The organism is Vibrio sp. M260121 (assembly GCF_036533715.1).
In the GTDB taxonomy this organism is placed as follows: domain Bacteria; phylum Pseudomonadota; class Gammaproteobacteria; order Enterobacterales; family Vibrionaceae; genus Vibrio.
In genome coordinates this window covers 64,916-83,879 of the sequence record NZ_JATABF010000002.1, presented here as the reverse complement: position 1 = coordinate 83,879, position 18,964 = coordinate 64,916, and the positions used below count along the sequence as shown (strand labels likewise).

At 44.4% G+C, this 18,964-nt stretch carries 23 protein-coding genes, 2 pseudogenes and 1 riboswitch; of the genes and pseudogenes, 14 read left to right on the top strand and 11 right to left on the bottom strand.

Annotated elements, in window-relative coordinates:
* The first annotated feature begins 94 nt into the window (after positions 1-94).
* Complete coding sequence (locus QTO06_RS02040) at positions 95-520, top strand: universal stress protein (RefSeq protein WP_051118740.1); 426 nt, start codon at positions 95-97, stop codon at positions 518-520.
* Positions 521-620: 100 nt separating this feature from the next.
* Here the strand turns inward: QTO06_RS02040 and QTO06_RS02035 are convergent.
* Positions 621-998: pseudogene (locus tag QTO06_RS02035) on the bottom strand (DeoR/GlpR family DNA-binding transcription regulator); the annotation flags it as partial.
* Between the two features lie 43 nt (positions 999-1,041).
* On the opposite strand from QTO06_RS02035, the pseudogene QTO06_RS02030 reads away from it, so the two are divergent.
* Positions 1,042-1,353 (top strand): annotated as a pseudogene (locus QTO06_RS02030) (TOBE domain-containing protein); the annotation flags it as partial.
* On the top strand, positions 1,346-2,170 hold the full coding sequence (locus QTO06_RS02025; RefSeq protein WP_331406715.1) for an HAD-IIB family hydrolase: 825 nt from the start codon (positions 1,346-1,348) through the stop codon (positions 2,168-2,170). The pseudogene QTO06_RS02030 and the gene QTO06_RS02025, both read left to right, overlap by 8 nt.
* A gap of 18 nt (positions 2,171-2,188) precedes the next feature.
* Here the strand turns inward: QTO06_RS02025 and QTO06_RS02020 are convergent, their stop codons facing one another.
* Positions 2,189-2,377: a hypothetical protein gene (locus tag QTO06_RS02020; protein WP_331406714.1), complete on the bottom strand. Its 189-nt coding sequence runs from the start codon at positions 2,375-2,377 to the stop codon at positions 2,189-2,191.
* A 719-nt stretch (positions 2,378-3,096) separates the two neighbouring features.
* Between QTO06_RS02020 and QTO06_RS02015 the strand changes: the two genes are divergently transcribed.
* The 3 genes from QTO06_RS02015 (at position 3,097) to QTO06_RS02005 (ending at position 3,777) form a co-directional block, all read left to right on the top strand.
* Positions 3,097-3,432 carry a hypothetical protein gene (locus QTO06_RS02015; RefSeq protein WP_331406713.1) on the top strand — a complete coding sequence of 112 codons (336 nt, stop codon included), beginning with the start codon at positions 3,097-3,099 and terminating at the stop codon, positions 3,430-3,432.
* Positions 3,433-3,520: 88 nt separating this feature from the next.
* A complete protein-coding gene (locus QTO06_RS02010) occupies positions 3,521-3,649 on the top strand; it encodes a hypothetical protein (RefSeq protein ID WP_331406712.1) in 129 nt (42 codons plus the stop codon).
* Positions 3,649-3,777 (top strand): hypothetical protein, encoded by a 129-nt coding sequence (locus QTO06_RS02005; protein ID WP_331406711.1) that lies wholly within the window; start codon positions 3,649-3,651, stop codon positions 3,775-3,777. Before QTO06_RS02010 ends, QTO06_RS02005 begins: the two co-directional genes overlap by 1 nt.
* A 59-nt stretch (positions 3,778-3,836) precedes the next feature.
* Here the strand turns inward: QTO06_RS02005 and QTO06_RS02000 are convergent, their stop codons facing one another.
* The 6 genes from QTO06_RS02000 to QTO06_RS01975 all read right to left on the bottom strand — a co-directional run bounded on the left by QTO06_RS02000 (position 3,837) and on the right by QTO06_RS01975 (position 8,974).
* Complete coding sequence (locus QTO06_RS02000; protein ID WP_005439069.1) at positions 3,837-4,253, bottom strand: MarR family winged helix-turn-helix transcriptional regulator; 417 nt, start codon at positions 4,251-4,253, stop codon at positions 3,837-3,839.
* Entirely contained in the window at positions 4,253-5,161 is a 909-nt protein-coding gene (dmeF, locus tag QTO06_RS01995; RefSeq protein ID WP_331406710.1) for a CDF family Co(II)/Ni(II) efflux transporter DmeF, read from the bottom strand. The genes QTO06_RS02000 and dmeF overlap by 1 nt, the downstream gene beginning before the upstream one ends.
* Positions 5,162-5,370: 209 nt before the next feature.
* Positions 5,371-6,378, bottom strand: coding sequence for a CobW family GTP-binding protein (locus QTO06_RS01990; RefSeq protein ID WP_331406709.1), 1,008 nt, complete (start codon positions 6,376-6,378; stop codon positions 5,371-5,373).
* Entirely contained in the window at positions 6,368-6,928 is a 561-nt protein-coding gene (locus tag QTO06_RS01985; RefSeq protein WP_005426373.1) for a carbonate dehydratase, read from the bottom strand. Before QTO06_RS01985 ends, QTO06_RS01990 begins: the two co-directional genes overlap by 11 nt.
* A 148-nt stretch (positions 6,929-7,076) precedes the next feature.
* Positions 7,077-8,411 (bottom strand): dihydroorotase, encoded by a 1,335-nt coding sequence (locus QTO06_RS01980; RefSeq protein ID WP_331406708.1) that lies wholly within the window; start codon positions 8,409-8,411, stop codon positions 7,077-7,079.
* Positions 8,412-8,515: 104 nt separating this feature from the next.
* The gene (locus QTO06_RS01975) at positions 8,516-8,974 is read right to left on the bottom strand and encodes a Fur family transcriptional regulator (protein ID WP_331406707.1); all 459 of its coding nucleotides are present in this window, start codon (positions 8,972-8,974) and stop codon (positions 8,516-8,518) included.
* 179 nt (positions 8,975-9,153) lie between these two features.
* Here QTO06_RS01975 and QTO06_RS01970 point away from each other — a divergent pair, with 179 nt between their 5' ends.
* Positions 9,154-10,002, top strand: coding sequence for a patatin-like phospholipase family protein (locus QTO06_RS01970; RefSeq protein WP_331406706.1), 849 nt, complete (start codon positions 9,154-9,156; stop codon positions 10,000-10,002).
* A gap of 174 nt (positions 10,003-10,176) precedes the next feature.
* Here QTO06_RS01970 and QTO06_RS01965 read toward each other — a convergent pair whose 3' ends face one another.
* Positions 10,177-11,025: a pirin family protein gene (locus QTO06_RS01965; protein ID WP_331406705.1), complete on the bottom strand. Its 849-nt coding sequence runs from the start codon at positions 11,023-11,025 to the stop codon at positions 10,177-10,179.
* Between the two features lie 321 nt (positions 11,026-11,346).
* Here QTO06_RS01965 and cspE point away from each other — a divergent pair, with 321 nt between their 5' ends.
* The 4 genes from cspE to QTO06_RS01945 all read left to right on the top strand — a co-directional run bounded on the left by cspE (position 11,347) and on the right by QTO06_RS01945 (position 13,799).
* Complete coding sequence (gene cspE, locus QTO06_RS01960; protein WP_005426339.1) at positions 11,347-11,559, top strand: transcription antiterminator/RNA stability regulator CspE; 213 nt, start codon at positions 11,347-11,349, stop codon at positions 11,557-11,559.
* 293 nt (positions 11,560-11,852) lie between these two features.
* On the top strand, positions 11,853-12,062 hold the full coding sequence (locus QTO06_RS01955; RefSeq protein ID WP_005452681.1) for a hypothetical protein: 210 nt from the start codon (positions 11,853-11,855) through the stop codon (positions 12,060-12,062).
* A 63-nt stretch (positions 12,063-12,125) separates the two neighbouring features.
* On the top strand, positions 12,126-12,266 hold the full coding sequence (locus QTO06_RS01950; RefSeq protein WP_005426350.1) for a hypothetical protein: 141 nt from the start codon (positions 12,126-12,128) through the stop codon (positions 12,264-12,266).
* Between the two features lie 328 nt (positions 12,267-12,594).
* A riboswitch (purine riboswitch) is annotated at positions 12,595-12,694 on the top strand.
* A gap of 100 nt (positions 12,695-12,794) precedes the next feature.
* Positions 12,795-13,799: an adenosine deaminase gene (locus QTO06_RS01945; RefSeq protein WP_331406704.1), complete on the top strand. Its 1,005-nt coding sequence runs from the start codon at positions 12,795-12,797 to the stop codon at positions 13,797-13,799.
* Positions 13,800-13,941: 142 nt separating this feature from the next.
* Here the strand turns inward: QTO06_RS01945 and QTO06_RS01940 are convergent, their stop codons facing one another.
* Both QTO06_RS01940 and QTO06_RS01935 read right to left on the bottom strand, forming a co-directional pair.
* Positions 13,942-15,573, bottom strand: a complete 1,632-nt coding sequence (locus tag QTO06_RS01940) for a sensor domain-containing diguanylate cyclase (RefSeq protein WP_331406797.1) — start codon at positions 15,571-15,573, stop codon at positions 13,942-13,944.
* Positions 15,574-15,727: 154 nt separating this feature from the next.
* Entirely contained in the window at positions 15,728-16,651 is a 924-nt protein-coding gene (locus tag QTO06_RS01935; RefSeq protein WP_331406703.1) for a LysR family transcriptional regulator, read from the bottom strand.
* 168 nt (positions 16,652-16,819) lie between these two features.
* On the opposite strand from QTO06_RS01935, the gene QTO06_RS01930 reads away from it, so the two are divergent.
* The 3 genes from QTO06_RS01930 to QTO06_RS01920 all read left to right on the top strand — a co-directional run bounded on the left by QTO06_RS01930 (position 16,820) and on the right by QTO06_RS01920 (position 18,918).
* On the top strand, positions 16,820-17,314 hold the full coding sequence (locus tag QTO06_RS01930) for a magnesium transporter (RefSeq protein ID WP_331406702.1): 495 nt from the start codon (positions 16,820-16,822) through the stop codon (positions 17,312-17,314).
* Positions 17,315-17,317: 3 nt separating this feature from the next.
* Complete coding sequence (locus QTO06_RS01925) at positions 17,318-18,307, top strand: efflux RND transporter periplasmic adaptor subunit (RefSeq protein WP_331406701.1); 990 nt, start codon at positions 17,318-17,320, stop codon at positions 18,305-18,307.
* A 137-nt stretch (positions 18,308-18,444) separates the two neighbouring features.
* Positions 18,445-18,918, top strand: coding sequence for a peroxiredoxin (locus QTO06_RS01920; protein WP_005531886.1), 474 nt, complete (start codon positions 18,445-18,447; stop codon positions 18,916-18,918).
* Positions 18,919-18,964 lie beyond the last annotated feature (46 nt).

Below are 18,964 nucleotides of genomic sequence, written 5' to 3'. Positions count from 1 at the left end.
AAACTTTTTTGAACAATTTCGAGATCTTAGCAACACATTTTTTCGCCAAGACATACTATGCTATTAGTAACGTATTCCACAAAAGGGCATGGTTATGAAATACAAACATATCCTAGTCGCACTGGAACTGTCTGATGAGAGTACTGTGTTGATTGACCGCGCTGTATCTATGGCGAGTTATCTCGGCTCCGAGATATCATTTATCCATATCGACGGTACTCATGGTGAGATTTATCGTGAGCTTGTTGATATCAAAGCGGACCCAGCTCAAAGACCGCTGAATGAGCACTCTATGGAGTGTTTGAGATCCTTCAGCGATTACATGGAGCAACCGTTGAAGCACTTCTTTGTCGGCACTGGTGATTTGGCAGACAAGTTAGAAGTGACCATCAAAGAACAGGAAGTCGACCTACTGATTTGTGGTCATCACCAAGATTTCTGGAGCAAGATCATTTCTTACTCAAGACATCTGATCAACAAGTCTCCGGTTGATATTTTGGTTGTGCCTATCCACGACTAGGCTAGAACAACGCGAAAAGTAACGACGCGAGAGATAGCCAAAAGATAATGTAAAGCCGCCTGTGATGGCGGCTTTTTTGTGTTCTTTTATTCTTCTTTTATTAGTTACTGAAAACGCGAGCGAAATAACTAAGCGGAGCCACCTTAGTATTGGCTCTGCGCTGCCACTTACTGTTGTTCGCCACCAGCCACTTTTGCTCCGAGTTAGCCAAAATCGCTTGGCTCATTTTGGCTTCTCGCAATTCATGTTCCATTGCGAACGGCTGAGTATCAATCGTTGTGCTGCCAAGGTTGATCATGTCGGAATGCGACTGCGCGATTTCGGTCACGCCCGCACAACCAATAATGCCAATATCCGCCGAGAACTGACCATAAAACTGCTCTGCGGAGCCATCTACCACGTCGCGATCGTTGGTACGAATACGCCCACCGGGAATCCAAGTTTCGATATTCTCAAAATGAGAAAGAATGGGTGGCGCGCTAGGTAAAAAGGTCAACGAAATTGCCGCAGACTTTAACGCAAGCCAAGATAACCCATGGTTGCAGGTAGAAGTCGAATTGATTGAATCGCTCGGTGCCGATCTGTTGCTTTACTGCCGCACAGAAGGCGGTGATTCACAAAAGCTGGTTGTCCGCGTTGAGGGACATACGCCAATTCAAATTGGCGATAAACTTGGTCTGGATATCAAACCAAAGCATGTTCATCTTTTTGATGCCAACACAGAAAAACGCATCGAGTGTACACTGGCCCCAGCGGTATCATCGCAAGACGTCAGTGACGAAACCCAAGCAATCAATCCTCAAGTAAACAATCAAGGAGTGGTGAATGCCTAACCCGTTATCAGAGCTCAAGTTAGAGAGCCTGAAACAGATCGAATGGCTGCTGACCGACGTGGACGATACGTTGACTTGGCAAGGCAAACTGCCACCAGAGATATTAATTGCGCTAGCCGAGCTAGAGCGCGTGGGCGTAAAAGTGGTCGCAGTAACAGGCGCATGTGCTGGTTGGTGTGACCAAATGGCAAAGATGTGGCCACTGCATGGTGTGGTTGGTGAAAATGGCGCGTTTGGGATGAGAAAAGACGCGACAGGATTCAACACCACCTTCGCTCGCCCAGCAGAAGCGATGCGCAAAGAGCAACGCGCATTACAAGAAAGCATTGCGGGCATTTTGGCAGAGTATCCTGATGTCGAGTTCAGCCACGATCAGAGCTTTCGCTACTGCGATGTGGCGGTGAACATCGCACAAGATAGAGCGCCGGTTCCTCCTTCTACAACAATGGAAATCCTCAATCGCATAGTGAATTTGAATGTGGAATCCCACCCCGTCAATGCAACATTAAGTTCAATTCACATCAATACGTGGGGGGGCAATCACAGTAAGCGCACTAGTGGTGAAGCCTACATTAGGCAGTTCAATAATGGTGAGCTACCGAGTTTGGAACGCATCACTTATGTGGGAGATTCATTGAATGATGAAGGCATGTTTGAATGGTTGCCAACAACCTTTGGCGTGAACAATATTCGCCCTTTATTGGCAAAACTGAATCAGCAACCTAGCTTTTTGACTGAGGAAAACGGCGGTTTTGGGTTTGCACAGTTAGCAAATCTTATCGTCAAAGCAAAAAAGCACAACAACACTAGCGAGTAAACCGCTTGTAGTGATCTGCTACGAATAAGAAGGCGTTGATGGTTCTTTGGTAAACAAATTATGGATAAATTGGCGCTCTTCTTCACTTAAGGGAACCACTTCATGCTCTAATGAAGCACTTTTTATCAATCTTTGCACTTCACGCAGTTGAGACGATGTTAGGAATCTTAATTGACTCTTGAGTTCTCTAAATTGTTGCTGTTCCATGCTTTAACCCCAAATTGAATAAAAAGGCACTCAATCTAAACACGCTCTCTAAGAGGGGGGGACGTGCTCAGATTGAGTGAAAGAAGGAGTAGAAATTCAGACGGATTGGATAGAAAGTAGTTTTCTACTTTCCTTCAAACCACTCCAACACGGTGAAGCTTAAACCCGCAGTAAATAATTTTATTAGCAGCTTAAAATTTAGTTCTTCTAAAATGCTCAGTGCTTTTCTACGAATTGGGATATCCCTTTACAAGATGTGAACATGAAAAAATCAAACTCTCAATCTTTATTAAGCTCTCCAACGAGAAAAAGAATATCGCTTTCTGATGTATTTATAATTAGCAGTTGTAAAGTTTATTTATCATAAGTGCTTAAAAATCTCTCACCGAGAAACACCGCGTAAGCCCTTGCTGTACTTATCATTTCTCCAATTCAAGCAGCCTACCATGCCCAGAACGGACAATCTCGCAACAAAAATCGCTTGTTGTTTTCACTAATTATTTTTGTTTGTCGCATCCAAAAGCAGCCCATATTATCCGCAGCACAAGGGATGACATTCCTTACGCTCTTTAACAATCAAATGCCGTACTTCCTCATCTGCAACCTTCCTACTGATGTAAAAATTTCCTTTTGATTCCCATTTTCTAATTTTTACAACCACTGCGCAGAGCATTTAAAGCTGTGTTCTGCATTACAGTCTATTCATGTAGGAATTCATCGTGGATAAATATCAAGCTGCATACGCTAAGCGTTTAGAAAAACTGAAAGGCAATCGTTCGCCAAAAGCTATTGCACGTATTTCGGCGTGGGATGCGTTTTTTAACAAAGAATACGAGATGCAAGATCTAGAGTCTCAAATGACAGACTCAGCTCGCAAGCACTACGACCAATCTGACGTTAAAAATGAAATCAGCTTTGGTTCTTTCAAACGCGCGTTCTATAAAGAATCGATCGTGATTTATGACCTAACCGATGGTGCTTCAATTCAGAAGGTGTTTACACCACTACTTGTGCTAGCAACGGCATGGGTACTGTTCGTGTGTTTTACCCAGTAATTGAATAACCGAATTTAATAAGCAATAGATAAACTATTGGCAGGGTGTTTATTACCTTTGTTCAATACAAACAGTTGAGAGTTTAAGGATGAAAGGAAGAAACATTGCGGCATTTGCCATTGTGATGACAGCACTAACGTTTGGGTATGGCTTTAAAGCGTACCAAGAGGCTAATGGTGTCATTTACCCAACCTTTAAGAAGGAGTTTAATCTCTAATGCCTAAGATTACCCTTCTACTACTCGCAACGACCCTCGCCATGGGCATTACTGGCGCGGCGTTCTGTGTTGGCGTCACTTACGCGTTTACACAATTGCCAATAGAGCAAATTCTATCGAGCTTATAATAAAAAAGTAGAGCATTTCGGTGCTCTACTTTTTTGCTATTGAGGGTTTTAAAAGCCAATCAAAATTCTCGATTCATCTTCTCTAAACAGGCGAACAAAATCGCTTGATGCTCAGGGTCGATATTGCGCGTTAAGTCTTGAACCAAATCTAAATGCAGTTGATTGTGATGGCGGTGAATCTCTTCACCCGCAGGCGTAAGCTTCACGACAATCGCGCGACGATCTTCTGGGTGCGGGCAACGCTCAATAAGCTCTGCTTTCACCAGCTTCTCAATTTGAACCGTCAGCGTACCCGTGGTGATACCGAGTTTCTCGGCCAGCTCTTTCATACGCATTGCACCGTGCCCACCCAACACTTCGATGGTGTGAGTTTGAGCCAGTGAATAACCCGTTTCTTTTACTACAGATTGCTCCCAAGAAGACATTTTGTCATAGAACTCGGTAAGCGTTTGATTAAGCTTTTCTAATTCGCGCATCAGTCAGTCGTTTGAACTTCTAAAGTCAGGTGGTGAATCTTATCAAATTTACTCAATAATTGCTTAAATTCATCCAGCGTTTTGTCACTGTGATTTTTGAGTGCGATTGCTGCAGAGTAATGGTGACCACTCACTTTCCAGATGTGTAAATCAACAACCTCGGCATAAGGAGTGAGTGTTTCTGTAATCTCATCTCGATAAGACTTATTGATGCTCTCGTCCAACAACACAGGCGCGGTTTGTTTCATTAAACCCAAGGTCCATTTACCAATTACAACAGCACCAACAATACCCATCATGGCATCTAACCAAACCCAACCGTAAAACTTACCAACAATCAGCGCCACAATAGCCAACAAAGACGTCAATGTATCCGCCAGCATGTGGAAATACGCAGCGGTTAAGTTGTGGTCGTGATGATGTTCGTGCTCATGATCGTGAGAGTGGTGATCGTGATGGTCATGATGATGGTGATCTTGCAGAAGTAGCATGCTTGCAAGGTTAACCACTAGACCAATCACCGCCACCATGATCGCCTCGTTAAATTGGATACTTTCTGGATTAAAGAGACGGTGAATCGACTCGACCATCATCATCAATGCCACAATCCCCAACGCAATCGCACTGGTAAAACCGCCAAGAACACTCACCTTGCCCGTACCAAATGAGAAGCGGTCATTGTGCGCATTTTGTTTCGCGTAGCGGTAAGCAAAGAGAGTAATACAGAATGCCGCTGCGTGTGTGCCCATGTGCCAACCATCTGCGAGCAATGCCATTGAACCAAACATGGTTCCGGCAGCAATCTCCACCACCATTGTGGTCACGGTTAGAATCAATACGTAGAGCGTGCGTTTTTCACCCTTTTGGTTGTGAGAAACAAAATCATGTGAATGTTGCGATACAGCCATTGCGACACTTACCTTCCAATTTTAGCTTGATTGTCAAACTATTTGGATTTCAATTTAGTTTGATCATCAAACAATGTCAACATAAGAAATCATCATCACCAAAAGATCATGCAAAAGAAGTTAAGAAAAAAGAAAACTTGGAAGAGAAGTACCGAGCGGTATAAAAAAGAAATTGCGGGCATTCAGCCAAACACTAATGCCCGTTATTATTAATCGTGTGAAAATTCACACGAAAGCAGCTTGGCTTCAAATTGATCGTCAATGCTGTCTGCAATCAATTCGATGCGGCTTTCGGCACAATCATCCAACTCCACTTCGGTTAGTCCATCTGGCGTTAAGTTGTAGCCATAAATGCCATCGCTCGTAATAAACACGGCTTTCATGCGCTCTACTTCTAGCTCCACCAACAAAGGAATCAGCTTCCGACGGTCAAACACTTTCTCAGGTGAAAAGCGCCAACCGACACTCTGGAAACCTTCGCCTGAATTGGTCGCTTTGAGCATACCACTCTCAGGCATTGGCATGTCTGAAGCCAAAGGCTTGTCACTCGCATGATGGTGGTGATGCGGGGGATGTTCATGAATGGTGGTCTCACCTTCAAATTCAGTAAACGGAATCACACCATGCTGAGCAAAAACCACTTTGGTATTCGGGCGCCCAACTTGCGCCACGTAAGCTTCTAGCTTCTGGGTGTCTCCCTCTTGATACAAATCGAGCTTGTTACCCACCACTGTATCGGCAATCGCAATTTGTTGGTTGAACGTGTCATGCTGTGTATAGCGCTCATCCGCAAGCTTACGCGCGTCGACCAAAGTGATGTTCTTTTGTAGCGAAAGCACTTGGCGATAATGATCTGTCGACAACACTTGCAGCACTTCTTTCGGGTGACCAAGCCCAGTAGGCTCAATCAGCAAACGGTCTGGCTTTGCTTCATTAAGCAGTTGGTTTAAGGCGATTTGCATTGGCAACCCCGCCGCGCAGCACATGCAGCCGCCGGGTACTTCGCGAATAAACACTTGTTGCTCTTCGCTTTGTTGCCCCTGAACCAAGCTACCATCAACGCCGATTTCACCAAACTCATTCACTAATACCGCCCAGCGCTCGTTCTCTGGCTTATTCGCCATTAAATTCAAAATCGCTGAGGTCTTTCCTACACCAAGAAACCCCGTAATGATGTTGGTAGGAACACCAAGTATGGGTTGGCTCTCAGAGCTCATTGGCAATTCTCCTGTAACCTTGCACCAGTTCGTGGTTTGCTGAAACCACAGACTCTGAAAACGCCGAGTACTCAGGTGGCACTTTCGAGATGCTATTCAAATCAAAGTCAGCACCAATATTCGTCATTGGCGGAACATGGAAATTCTCTGGCAAGTCTAGACCATCTACCACACAGTTATGGCGAATAACACAACCCTTCCCAATCACAGCATTAAACACCACCGAGTTAAAACCAATGAACACATCATCGCTAACTTCACACGGACCATGAATAATTGATCGGTGTGCAATGGAAGAGCGCTCACCAATGGTCACGGCAGCGCCTGCCTTTGAGTGAATGACCACGCCATCTTGAATGTTGGTATCACGCTTGATGACAATGGCTTCCATATCGCCTTGCTCGTTCACCTCATCAGCACGAATCACCGCGTAAGGACCAATAAAAACGTTATCTTCAATGATCACTTTGCCACAGATGATTGCCGTCGGATCGATGAAGGCTGTTTCCGACACTTCGGGCATGTGACCTGTGGGATTTCTTCTTAACATATTGAATTCTCTTTATTTGGTGCCGAAAAGACACTCAAGTTACGACAACTATACTTCTACAAATAAAGCCCGATGAAAGCGGATAAATGTAAGCTTTCGAAAATAAACTGAGCTTTCAAATAATCTAAGTTTTTGAAAAACGTGAGTCTTAGCGATCAAATACCAATCGCATAGCATGTGCTGCCTGCTCATTGACTTGTTGGTCGACATACACCAACCCACCGTTGACCCAAGTTTTCTTGATTTGTGAGGAGAACTGATGGCCAGCAAAAGGCGACCAACCACAGTGGTACAAGCTATTGCCATTGGTGACTAAGGTCGGCATTTTTGTATCCACCAGCACCAAATCAGCGAAATACCCTTCACGGATAAAGCCACGTTGCTCAATACCGTAGCGGATGGCTGGGTTATGTGCCGTCTTTTGAACCACTTGCTCCATCGTCATATGTCCACGAGCGACTTGATCAAATAAAGACAATAGTGCGTGCTGTACCAAAGGTAACCCCGCTGGCGCTTGTTCGTAAGGCACCTGTTTTTCTTCCCACGTGTGGGGGGCGTGGTCTGTCGCGATAATGTCAATTTGACCTGTATTAAGTGCTTTTAGAATAGCCTCACGGTCACTTGGGTACTTCACCGCTGGGTTGCATTTAATTTGGTTACCACGCTCTGCATAGTCTTCATTGCTAAACCAGAGGTGGTGAACACACGCTTCTGCGGTGATGCTCTTACCTTGAATAGGGCCCGCTTCAAACAACGCTAATTCTTTTGCTGTCGTGATATGCAGTACGTGTAGTTGGCTATTGTGTTTTTTCGCTAGCTCAACAGCGTAAGAAGAAGAGGCATAACAAGCTTCATCGTCACGAAGTTCTGGGTGGTCTTCAATGGTGAATTCCGATTTCTCTTTCAACAGACGTTCTTTGTTCTGAGCAATGACAGGGCCACTTTCACAGTGCGTTACGATCAATACTGGCGAATCACGGAAAATCTCATCCAATGCTTGCTCGTCTTCCACCAACAAATCTCCGGTAGATGCGCCCATAAAGACTTTCACACCACAGTGTTTCTTTGGATCGAGTAATTTGATTTGCTCAAGGTTGTCTTCCGTTGCGCCAAGGTAGAAAGAGTAGTTAGCCAGAGAGCTTTGTTCTGCGATGGCAAATTTGCGCTCCAATGCTTCAATCGTTGTGGTGGCCGGGCTTACGTTTGGCATTTCCATGAAGCTCGTTATACCACCAGCGACAGCTGCGCGTGATTCGGTTGCAATAGAGCCTTTGTGAGTCAGTCCTGGTTCGCGGAAATGTACTTGGTCATCGATCATTCCAGGGATCAAATAGCAACCTTTCGCATCCATAACGACATCACCTTCCCTTGCTGCTATGTCAGTTGCGATGGTTTCGATTCGTTGATCGACAATTCGCAAATCGGTTTCGGTGATGGTTCCTTCATTTACTACACGGGCGTTTTTAATGAGCGTTGCAGACATAGCGGTTCAGAATCTCCTTGCTGATGATGCTAATGGTTGGGATGTATTTGAGGAAAAGGCGACGACGTCGTCATGGTGTGAGCCAAATTCAATAAAAAGCGCGGCTATTTGGTGTCAGCGCAGTTATCACATACACAATTGATTTCTAATTGCGGGCTAACAACGGTAAACCCCTCTTGTTTTGCATGAGATTTAAGACCATTAATCAATTTAGGATCGATGGCTTGTTCGCTGATCTTGTTGCACTTGGAGCAGATAAGAAATTGAGGGATACCGTGCTCGTGTTCGCAGAGAATATGGGAGCATACGATGTATTTATTGGAAACTTTAAGCTTGTGAGCCAGATGCTCGCCGTCAAGAAAATCCAAGATTCGATACACAGACATAGCCTGAATATTCTGATCAAAATGGGCTTTGCAATAATCCACTAACTCATAAGCTGATAACGCTCTATCGGCATGGACCAAGGCTTTCAACACCAGTTTTCTCTTAGAAGTTAATTGCTTTCCCTGAGCCTTAAAACTCTTCTCAACATGCTCAATAATGGCGTCAATATTGCTCACTCTCACCTCACACAAGACACACGCTACCTTTTAATAATTTTGATTATTGTTACGTTATAACATAAAAAATAGATTCATCAAGGTGAGACCAAAACGAACGAGATTTGGGAATGCGCATTAGATCCGTTACTCTAATTAGCTCGTATCCCAAATCAGAATAATCAAAACGGATGGCTAGAATGGAACACGTTGGCTCTCGGGCACTGGTTGTTGAAGGCGGTGCCATGCGCGGGGTATTTTCCTGCGGCATACTCGATCATTTTATTAAGCAAGACTTCTCCCCGTTTGACAGTTTTTGGGGCGTTTCGGCAGGCGCGAGCAACTTAGCCGCATACCTTGCAAAAATGCCGGGAAGGAACCTCAAAATCTATCTCGATTACAGCTTGCGTAAAGAGTTTATCTCCCCCACGCAACTCGTGCGCGGTGGCGATATGATGGATTTAGATTGGATGTGGGACGTCACGCTCAAAGAATTAGGCATTGATCGAGCCGTGCTTTCTGCCGATCCTCGACCGTTCTTTTTAGGCGTCACACGACAAGACAATGGGCAACCAGAATACCTTACCCCATCCATTCAAATGCTGGCAGAAACCATGAAAGCCAGTAGCGCCCTGCCCATCATGTACCGAAACGGCGTCGCTTTAGATGGTGTGAGATATGTCGATGGCGGCGTAGCGGATGCGATTCCCGTCGCCGAAGCCATTAAACGTGGCGCGACCAGAATCATGGTGCTAAGAAGTCGGCCAGCCAGTTATCGCAAATCCAAACCTAAACTTGAAAAGCTCACCGCGCGCCTATTGAAAGACCACCCTGCTTTGGTCGAGCCAATGCTCACGCGTCATATTCGCTATAACCAGAGCTTGGAATTGATAGAGAATCCACCTGCTGGTGTTGAGATCATTCAAATCTGTCCGCCAGAAGGCTTTAAATTAAAACGCTTGAGCCGCTCGCCGGAACCATTACGCAAAGCTTATGAATTGGGCTTGGAGTTTGGCAAGCATGCCATAACGCGTTGGAAACAGAGCTAAACACCACTTTCAAAACGCAGCAGAATAAAAAAAGCCACACCATGTTAGTGTGGCTGATGCAAATTCGATGGCAGTGGATATCGTCTTTGCTTGCGTATGAGCCCAATGCACGGACTCCAAATCACTTAGGGGTCACCAATCGTGCTAATTCAGTGCGCACGACTGTCGGTCAAACTAATACGTTTCAAACAATCCAGAGTTGTAATCTTGAATAGCTTGTTCAATCTCTTCGATGCTATTCATGACAAACGGGCCGTAATGCACGACAGGTTCATCAATTGGTTCGCCGATAAAGAGCAGTACGCCATTGGTGTCATTGGATTGAAGCGTCACCAACTCACCTTTAGAAAGCAGTGCCATTTCTCCCTGCATGACAACGCGCTCTCCAATAGTAATGATGCCTTTATAAGCATAGACCATCATATTGTGATCGTTAGGTGTCATAAGGTTTAACGACGCGCCTTGGTGCGCTTGCCAATCGGCGACCGTCACAGGTACACCCGTTTTACTCAATGGCCCACGAATTACTTCATCATCAATGTTCAGCTCACCAGAAATAACGCGAACTAAGCCATGCGCCTCTGCGCGATGTTCGGTAATGGTTTCCGGTTGGAAGTCGTGATATTGCGCCGGAGCCATCTTGTCTCGCGCGGGTTGATTAATCCAAATTTGGAAACCGTGCAGTTCACCGTCTTCCATTATTGGCATTTCACTATGAATGACGCCTCGGCCAGTTGCCATCCATTGCGCACCACCGGAGCGAAGTTCACCAACATTATCCATGTGGTCACGATGTTGGAAATGGCCCGTTAACATGTAAGTCAGCGTTTCAATGCCTCGGTGTGGGTGCGGAGGGAACCCGCCTACGTAATCGGCTCTTTGGTCTGATTTCAGTTCATCTACCATCAAAAATGGTGAAAAGCTCGCATTGTTAAAGCCCGCGACACGGCGAATTTTCACGCCGTCACCATCAGCAGTTGCATGTGATGGGATGATCTGACGAATCTCTCTCACTGTACTCATAATCTTGCCTCCCTTTAGGATATGAGTTGATTCTAGAGAGCAAGTACTGAGTTTATGAGGGGGAAAAATTGTTCTACTTCATCAACTTTTTCGAACGAAAAAAATGAAAAATAAATGTAGCTATTTTTTAAACACCCTGTATAGTGGCGGCTGGCTCTAGAAAAGAGCTGTTAATGCTACATTTAGTTTAAGTTCCCTCTCAGTAACATCCTGAATCTTCGGTTCAGACTCCTGCGTAAAACTTCCTCTTGATTGCACATTCAATAGCTTAAAAAAGATCCACCACAATTCGTATATTATTGTTTAATTTCAGAGGTTTTTATGTCTGGTAAAGTAACTGGTTCAGTAAAATGGTTCAACGAAACTAAAGGTTTTGGTTTCCTAACTCAAGACAACGGCGGCCAAGATGTATTCGTACACTTCAACGCTATCGTTGCTGACGGTTTCAAAACTTTGACTGAAGGTCAGAAAGTAAGCTTCAATGTAGAAGACGGTAAAAAAGGTCCTCAAGCGACTGAAGTTACTCCTCTATAAGATAGCTTTTCTTGGTGCAGCATTTCCTCGCTGCACCAAACTCTCTCCCCCTTCAAAAATTCCTCACACTCAACAACCCGCAAGTATTCTTGCTCGGTTTTCTGCTGCCTAAAATAAATGAGCTGCGGACACGATATCTATCGTTGGAACGTTATATCTATCAAATACGATAGCCATCGTTGGTATTTCACTTACTTAAAATTAGGAAAAATTATGTCTAAAAGAACAGGTCGCCAAAGACACTGGTACCAATTATTGAATAAAGAAAAGATCACTAAAAAACAGGAGAATAAATGATAGAGATTGAATTCCGTTTAAAACAACCCGACATCTCTTGGAACGCCAAAATTCATCAACTTAACAGTGATATTTTGAGGCGCCATATATTGCCAAAACTCCAATCCGCTTGCTATCTCATTGATTTTAAATACTGTGAGAAAACCTACTCTGGTGACATTCTGTGTGACTCAGGTTCAAAGCTAGGAAGTTTTATTATTAAATAAATCAATTTTCGTGCATTAATGAATGATGCGGAAATTTAGGAAGAAATTCCCAAGGTGAAAAACATGGCAAACAAAAGCAAGAAGCAGATTGAGCAAGAAAAGAAAGAGTCCGAACAAAACGCAGCTGCGATTAAACAAAGAACGCGCCGCCGAATTGAGGACATTATGGAGCAAAGAGAATTTGATAAAATGTTCGAGCTATAATTACATTTCCTTCCAATTCCTTTTCTTTACTCCTCTCAATCTAAAGTATCGATGTGCAAGGTATCGCCACCCCACTTCTCAGTTCACAATGAGCAACGCACAATAAACTCGATATGACTCCAAATGTTTCTCGCGTGATGATATTCAGTTTTAGCCACTGAACGTTCGAAAATCAGCAAGGTGTGTGCTGACAACGAAACCATCATGCGATGAAATCACTGCAACGTTATTTATCCCTTATCCCTTATCCCTTATCCCTTATCCCTTATCCCTTATCCCTTAGATAGTACAATTTCATCAACGACTCTGGTCAACCTTCAATTTTTGCGTATAATCGCGCCGTTTGCTTCGTATAACCCCAATGATATGGTTTGGGGGTCTCTACCAGCTCCCGCAAAGTGCTGATTACGAAGAGTTGAGATCACTGTGGATCTTACTCTTTGTAATAGCGTTCGATTTTTCTCAATCTAGACCTATCCTTAGAGTAATTGCATCCACAACAACCATAAGAAAAAGTGGGAGTTTATTATGAACGCATTTATTCAAGGTCTTCCAAAGGTAGAGTTACACTTACATATCGAAGGTTCGCTAGAGCCAGAACTGTTGTTCGAACTGGCACAACGCAATAGCATCGGCATTCCTTACGAGTCACCACAGGAACTGCGCAAAGCATACGAGTTCGAAGATTTGCAGTCTTTCCTAGATATCTATTATCAAGGCGCCAACGCGCTGATTACGGAACAAGATTTCTATGATTTGACGTGGGCATATCTAGAGCGCTGCAAAGCCGACAACGTTATCCATACTGAGATCTTCTTTGACCCACAGACCCATACCGATCGCGGCATTGAGTTTGAGACGGTCATCAATGGTATTCACCGTGCTATGCAAGATGGTAACGAACAGCTAGGTATAACGTCTCAAATCATTGCGTGCTTCTTACGTCATCTATCGGAAGAGAGCGCGATTGAAACGCTGCAATCAATCATCAAGCATCAAGACAAAATCATCGGTGTCGGTTTGGATTCTTCAGAGCTTGGTCACCCACCAGAGAAGTTCAAACGTGCTTTCCAACAAGCCAAAGACGCTGGCTTACTGACCGTTGCACACGCTGGTGAAGAAGGCCCGGCACAAAACATTGTCGACTCTGTCGAGATGCTCAGTGTCAGCCGTGTTGACCATGGAGTTCGCTGCGTTGAAGATGCATCGTTAGTCGAAGCGCTTATCGAAAGTAAAATGCCACTCACAGTGTGCCCGTTGTCGAACATTAAGCTTTGTGTGTTTGATGAAATGGAGCAACACAACATTGTCGATTTGCTACGTCAAGGTGTCGCGGTAACCATTAACTCGGATGATCCGGCGTACTTTGGTGGTTACATGACGGATAACTTTATGGCGGTCAGTAATGCTCACCCAATGACAAAGTCAGAACTCGCTCAGTTCACGATCAATGCGATTAACGCGAGCTTCATTAGCGAGGCGCTGAAAGCCAAATACCGTGCACAAGTCGCTGATTACTTAGCGAATCACTGATTGGTAAACAAATCACTGATTGATAAGCAAAGTAAACTAGGGCTGGTTATCAGCCCTTTTTCTCACCCGTAGACTATGATATTCGTCTTCAAGAAAGAGTGTAGATCTGCACGGATATATGAGCGTTATATCAACACAGCTTTTATGCCAATACACAACTTTTCACGCAGTTTCTTCCCGATTTCTTCGCTTCGTAAAGTGCCTTGTCGGCATTGGCAACCAGTTCATCAAAGCTTTGCCCTGCTTCCAATGTTGCGACACCAGCACTAAACGTCATGCTTGTTACGGGCGAGAAGTTTTCCTGCTTCATCTTCTCTTGCAAATTGATGGCGATTTGTTCGCTCTGTTCAATCGATGTCTCTCTCAACAGAATAACAAACTCTTCCCCACCCCATCTGGCAATAAGATCTTGCTTTCTCACGTTTTTACTCAGGAAATCAGCGATATGCATCAACACTTGATCACCCACATCATGCCCAAATGTATCATTCACCGCTTTAAAGAAATCAAGATCGATCAGAATCAAGCAAGTGGTATCAAAAAGCATCGTCTTATTGGCCAACTCTTGATGCACTTGGTTAATTAAAGCGCGCCGGTTGAATAAGTTCGTCAGAGGGTCATACATCGCGAGCCATGTTAGCTTCTGATTGTTTTCATTTAATAACTTTACCGACAGCTCCAAATCATGGTTGGCATCGTTAAGCTCATTCGTTCTTTGCGCAACCACCGCTTCCAGATTTCGATTATGCTGTTGAATCTCATCAATGGTGTTTTTAAATGCCTTCGATAGCTGCCCTATTTCATCTTTCGAGCTTTGCTCCACAAACTGAGTATAGTGATTGTTCACCGAGTTTCTCACCCCGTCGGTAAGCTGCAAAATTGGCCGCGTTACAGAGTTAGTCAGATAAATGATGATAGGAAAGAAGACAATCAATACCAGCGATGAAGTTATAGTCACATCCTCGACTAACGCTTTAATATCAAGGAAAATGTCCGATTCTTTGGTAGTGACAAACAGCGTCCAACCGGGCAAACAATCTATCCCTGCAAAAGTGACAATCTTAGATTCACCCAGGTTTTCATCAAAGTAGTGGCCATACCCCACTTCGTGTTGTTTTGTTTGCAAGGCAATGTCACCAAACCCCTTAAAACCAATATGGTCAACATCGAAAATGTTCGCATCAAGAATAAGTGACTTATCGGGGTGAGAGACCACATTGCCAAAGTTGTCGGCAATCCATGCATAACTGCTATTGCCAAGTTTGACTTCTGAAAGTCTGTTTCTGAGATGGTTTATTGATATCGACACCGCAACAATACCGCGCCAATCTTGCTGCGTATTAAAAACAGGAACACCAAGCGCAATCAATGGCTCTCCGGTAACCAAACCAATATGTGGCTTAGTCACGTGATGGCTAGCCAGCCTCCATTGCACATCATCCCTAATATCTGGCTGGGTGATTTGGGTTTTACGGCCTTGATAGTCAGTAAGATTCCAATCTTGGTCTACAAAGCTCGTATTAATTACCGCCTGCCCTAGTATGCTTTGAAGCCATTTCAGCTCTTCAATAATAAAAGGCACGTCCCCTTGTCTGACTCTTTCATGGCCACTGATGGTTCGTAACGAGGCAATACTTCTTTGTAGCTCTTGGCTAATCACATCTGAATGGAGGTTAGAAACCTGAAGTGAGTTTTGCAGTGCAACATCAAAAACACGTTGTTGTTCTTTAAAGTACAGGACGCTAAATAAAATCAATACGAAACATATCGTCATCAAAGAATAGATGACAACAAACTTGGTTCTGATACTGGTAAAGAAAAACCAACCGTTCCGCACAAATGCCCTTATGACTTTAGGGGATATGCGTACAGTTTAGTTTGTAACTTAAGGTTATTCCATACGGTATCGACAGAATAATTACTGTAATCTAATGATTCTTAGTAAAATTCTCAGCAGCTAATAAACATTGTTCGCGTAACCATTGATGGCTTGGGTCATTTGTACGAGACGGATGCCAATACATCGCGACATCAATCGGATCTTTCATAAATTCCGCCTCTAGCTCTCTCAAGTTATAAAGTTTTCGGTATTGCTCCAAGAGCGTTTGTGGCATGAGTGCGAGATAATCACAACGTTGAATCAGAGGAAGTATCTCGAGGATGCTTCCTGCCTGCCAAGCCACTTGGCGTTGCCCTAAGATCTGCTCATTCTTAATACCTCGACCAAGCAAATAACCATTTTTTTGATCAAACTGAGATAGGGTAACGTGTTTCTCATTGAGGTACTCTTCAACGCTGATGGTTTTCCCTTTTAAACGTGGGTGCTCTTTACGACACACAACCGTTAACTTATCTGACATCAACACTTTAGAACGCAAATGCGGATGCAAATTGGTTTGCGCTTCAATCACCAAATCACACTGTTGTGTTCTTAATAGGCTGGTTAAATCCATGGTGAAAAGCGGCTCTATTCTCGTATTGGTCTTTGGCGCCTTTTCGCTAAGCAGTGCAGCGAGTTCAGGCAACAGGGTAAAACTGAATACACTAAGGGAAGAGATCACAAAACGCTTATCGCACTCGGCAGGGTTAAATCGAGAATGCTCAGGCAACATATAAGCAATGCTTTCTACCGCACTCGCCAAAGTAGGATAGATATCAATGGCAAACGCAGTTGGGGATACACCATGACTTTCACGGATAAATAACGCATCCTTAAACACTTCGCGAAGCCTTACCACCGCTTGGCTAACCGCAGATTGGCTTATACCCAGTCGTTGCGCCGCTTTGGTGTAACTCTTCTCTTCGACAATCGCCACGAAGGTCGGGATAAGACTGTAGTCTGAGTGCTTCATAGATTATGTGTTCTCGGGAAATTTTATAATGATATGAGATTAACTTATATCATATATAACTCAACTTATGACGTTTTTTCATACAATTCCGCGCATGTGATTACAAAAGACAAAACAATAATCACACGCTCAACGTTTTACCCTCACACATCGACAAAAGGTATAACTATGAACGTCATAAAAGCCATAGGTCGCGTTATCTTTGCGATTTTTATGGTGCTATTAAAGTTCTCACTCTTCATGGCTCTCATGCTTGGTGGCGCTTACTTGCTTGCCCCCATGGGCACGATCAATTCAAAAGACATTGATATGAGCTTGTTCACCAACACGCCTAACGACACCATGATGGTGATTTTTAACTCCGAATACTTCAGTGGTTATCTGTTCTCCGTTACCATAGCGCTTGCCCTTTTTGTCATCTATTTGCTATGGCAGATCCACGAAGTTGCGGTTCACCGAGCTCAAGAGAAGAAAAGTTCTCACATCCAATTGGTCTTTGCCCTCTCCCTTTGTGGCTTGTTCATCCATAAAGCATGGTGGGTTTTAGCACTGATCATTGCCTTCGCAAACTGGGAGCACATTGGGAACTCTCTGAGCAACATCATTCGCAATAGCCGTTTGTCGTCTCAACCACAAACACCCGCAAAAGTGACGGAGGAATAAGCCATGAAAGAGGTAATGATTCCGTACATTCTGATCATGTGGATTTTGGTCTCAACGGGTGCGATTAAGTGGACATTTAAAAGCGCGTTTTGGATCATCTCTGGTGGAGCATTCATTCTAGTGGTACTAGGAATTCTCTCACGTCTATGGGCTCCGGTAGATCTGACTTATTCATCGACAGTGAAAGCGCCCCACTCGGTGTTGTCTCCACTGTTTCGCGAGCAGATTGACCATATCTATGTCGACCATAACCAAGAAGTGAAGAAAGGCGATGTGATCTACACGCTTGTCGACACCACCTCTTTGGCTGATGTAGAAAAAATCAAAGCAGGTATTGTTCAGCAAGAAGAAAACGTGGCTCAGTTAAAGCGCGATATCGTGCGCGGGAAAACGTCGCCAGAGATCTTCAAAGGTCGTGATATCGAATACTACGAATCACAGCTGCGCGTCGCACAGGCGTCACTAAAATCTTTGCATGCGGATTTAAAAAAGACCGAATTCGAACAAAGCCGCAAGACAGTTAGAGCTCCTTACGATGGTCAAGTCGCGGTGGTGAACGTCGCCGATGGTAGCCGTGTGGGTAACATGCACATCTACGACACGTCACGTAAGTTCTTGGAGATGCGCATACCAGACCAAACCTACCGCTATGTTGAACAGGGTCAGTTTGCTGAGTTCTATGTTGATGCTTACCCGGGCGAAGTGTTCCGCGCTCGTGTCCACAGTATCACCGCTGGTACCGGAGAATCATCGGTATCACCATTACAAGGACCGCAAAGTGTTCGCCAGCACGTAGGCGCGAACACCAGCAGCCATGGACGAACCGTGATCTTAGAGATCTTCGAACCAGAAGGTAAATCCATTCCTATCGGCGCAACAGGTTCGGCTTGGATTGCCGCGAATAAGCCCCACAGCTTGTTTGGCTTTATCGACGTGATTGGCGCGGCAACGGTTCGACTTCACTCTTATAAGTCATACCTAAACGCCATGTAACCAACATACAAGCCGCCGACTCAGGCGGTTTGTTTTTATGAAGCCTATTAAGCCCTTACATTTCGTCTGTGGTTAGGTGGTCGTTTTGGCGCTAGACTGAGTGAGCGAAATAACGCATACACAAAAGGAAGAAAATCATGATTCAACAAGGTCAAGCATTGCCTGCTGCGACGCTAAGCGAACTGACTGCAGATGGTATGGTAAACCACCAAGTAACAGAGCTATTTGCAGATAAGAAAGTGGTTCTATTTGCAGTTCCTGGTGCATTTACTCCTACTTGTTCTGAAGCGCACCTGCCAGGTTACGTCGTATTGGCGGACCAACTAAAGGCAAAAGGCGTGGACCTGATTGCTTGTGTATCTGTTAACGATGCATTCGTAATGCAAGCTTGGGGTGAAGCACAAAACGCATCTGAGCTTCTAATGCTGGGTGATGGTGACGCAAGCTTTACTAAAGCACTGGGCCTAGAAATGGACACCGGCGGTTTTGGTGGCGTTCGTTCACAACGTTACGCAATGATCATCGACAATGGTGTGGTCACCACATTAAACGTTGAAGAACCAAAGACATTTGAAGCAAGCAAAGCGGAAACCATCCTCGCTGCACTTTAAGCTCAACGCTAAGATCACAAAACGGAAGCCTCTGCGCTTCCGTTTT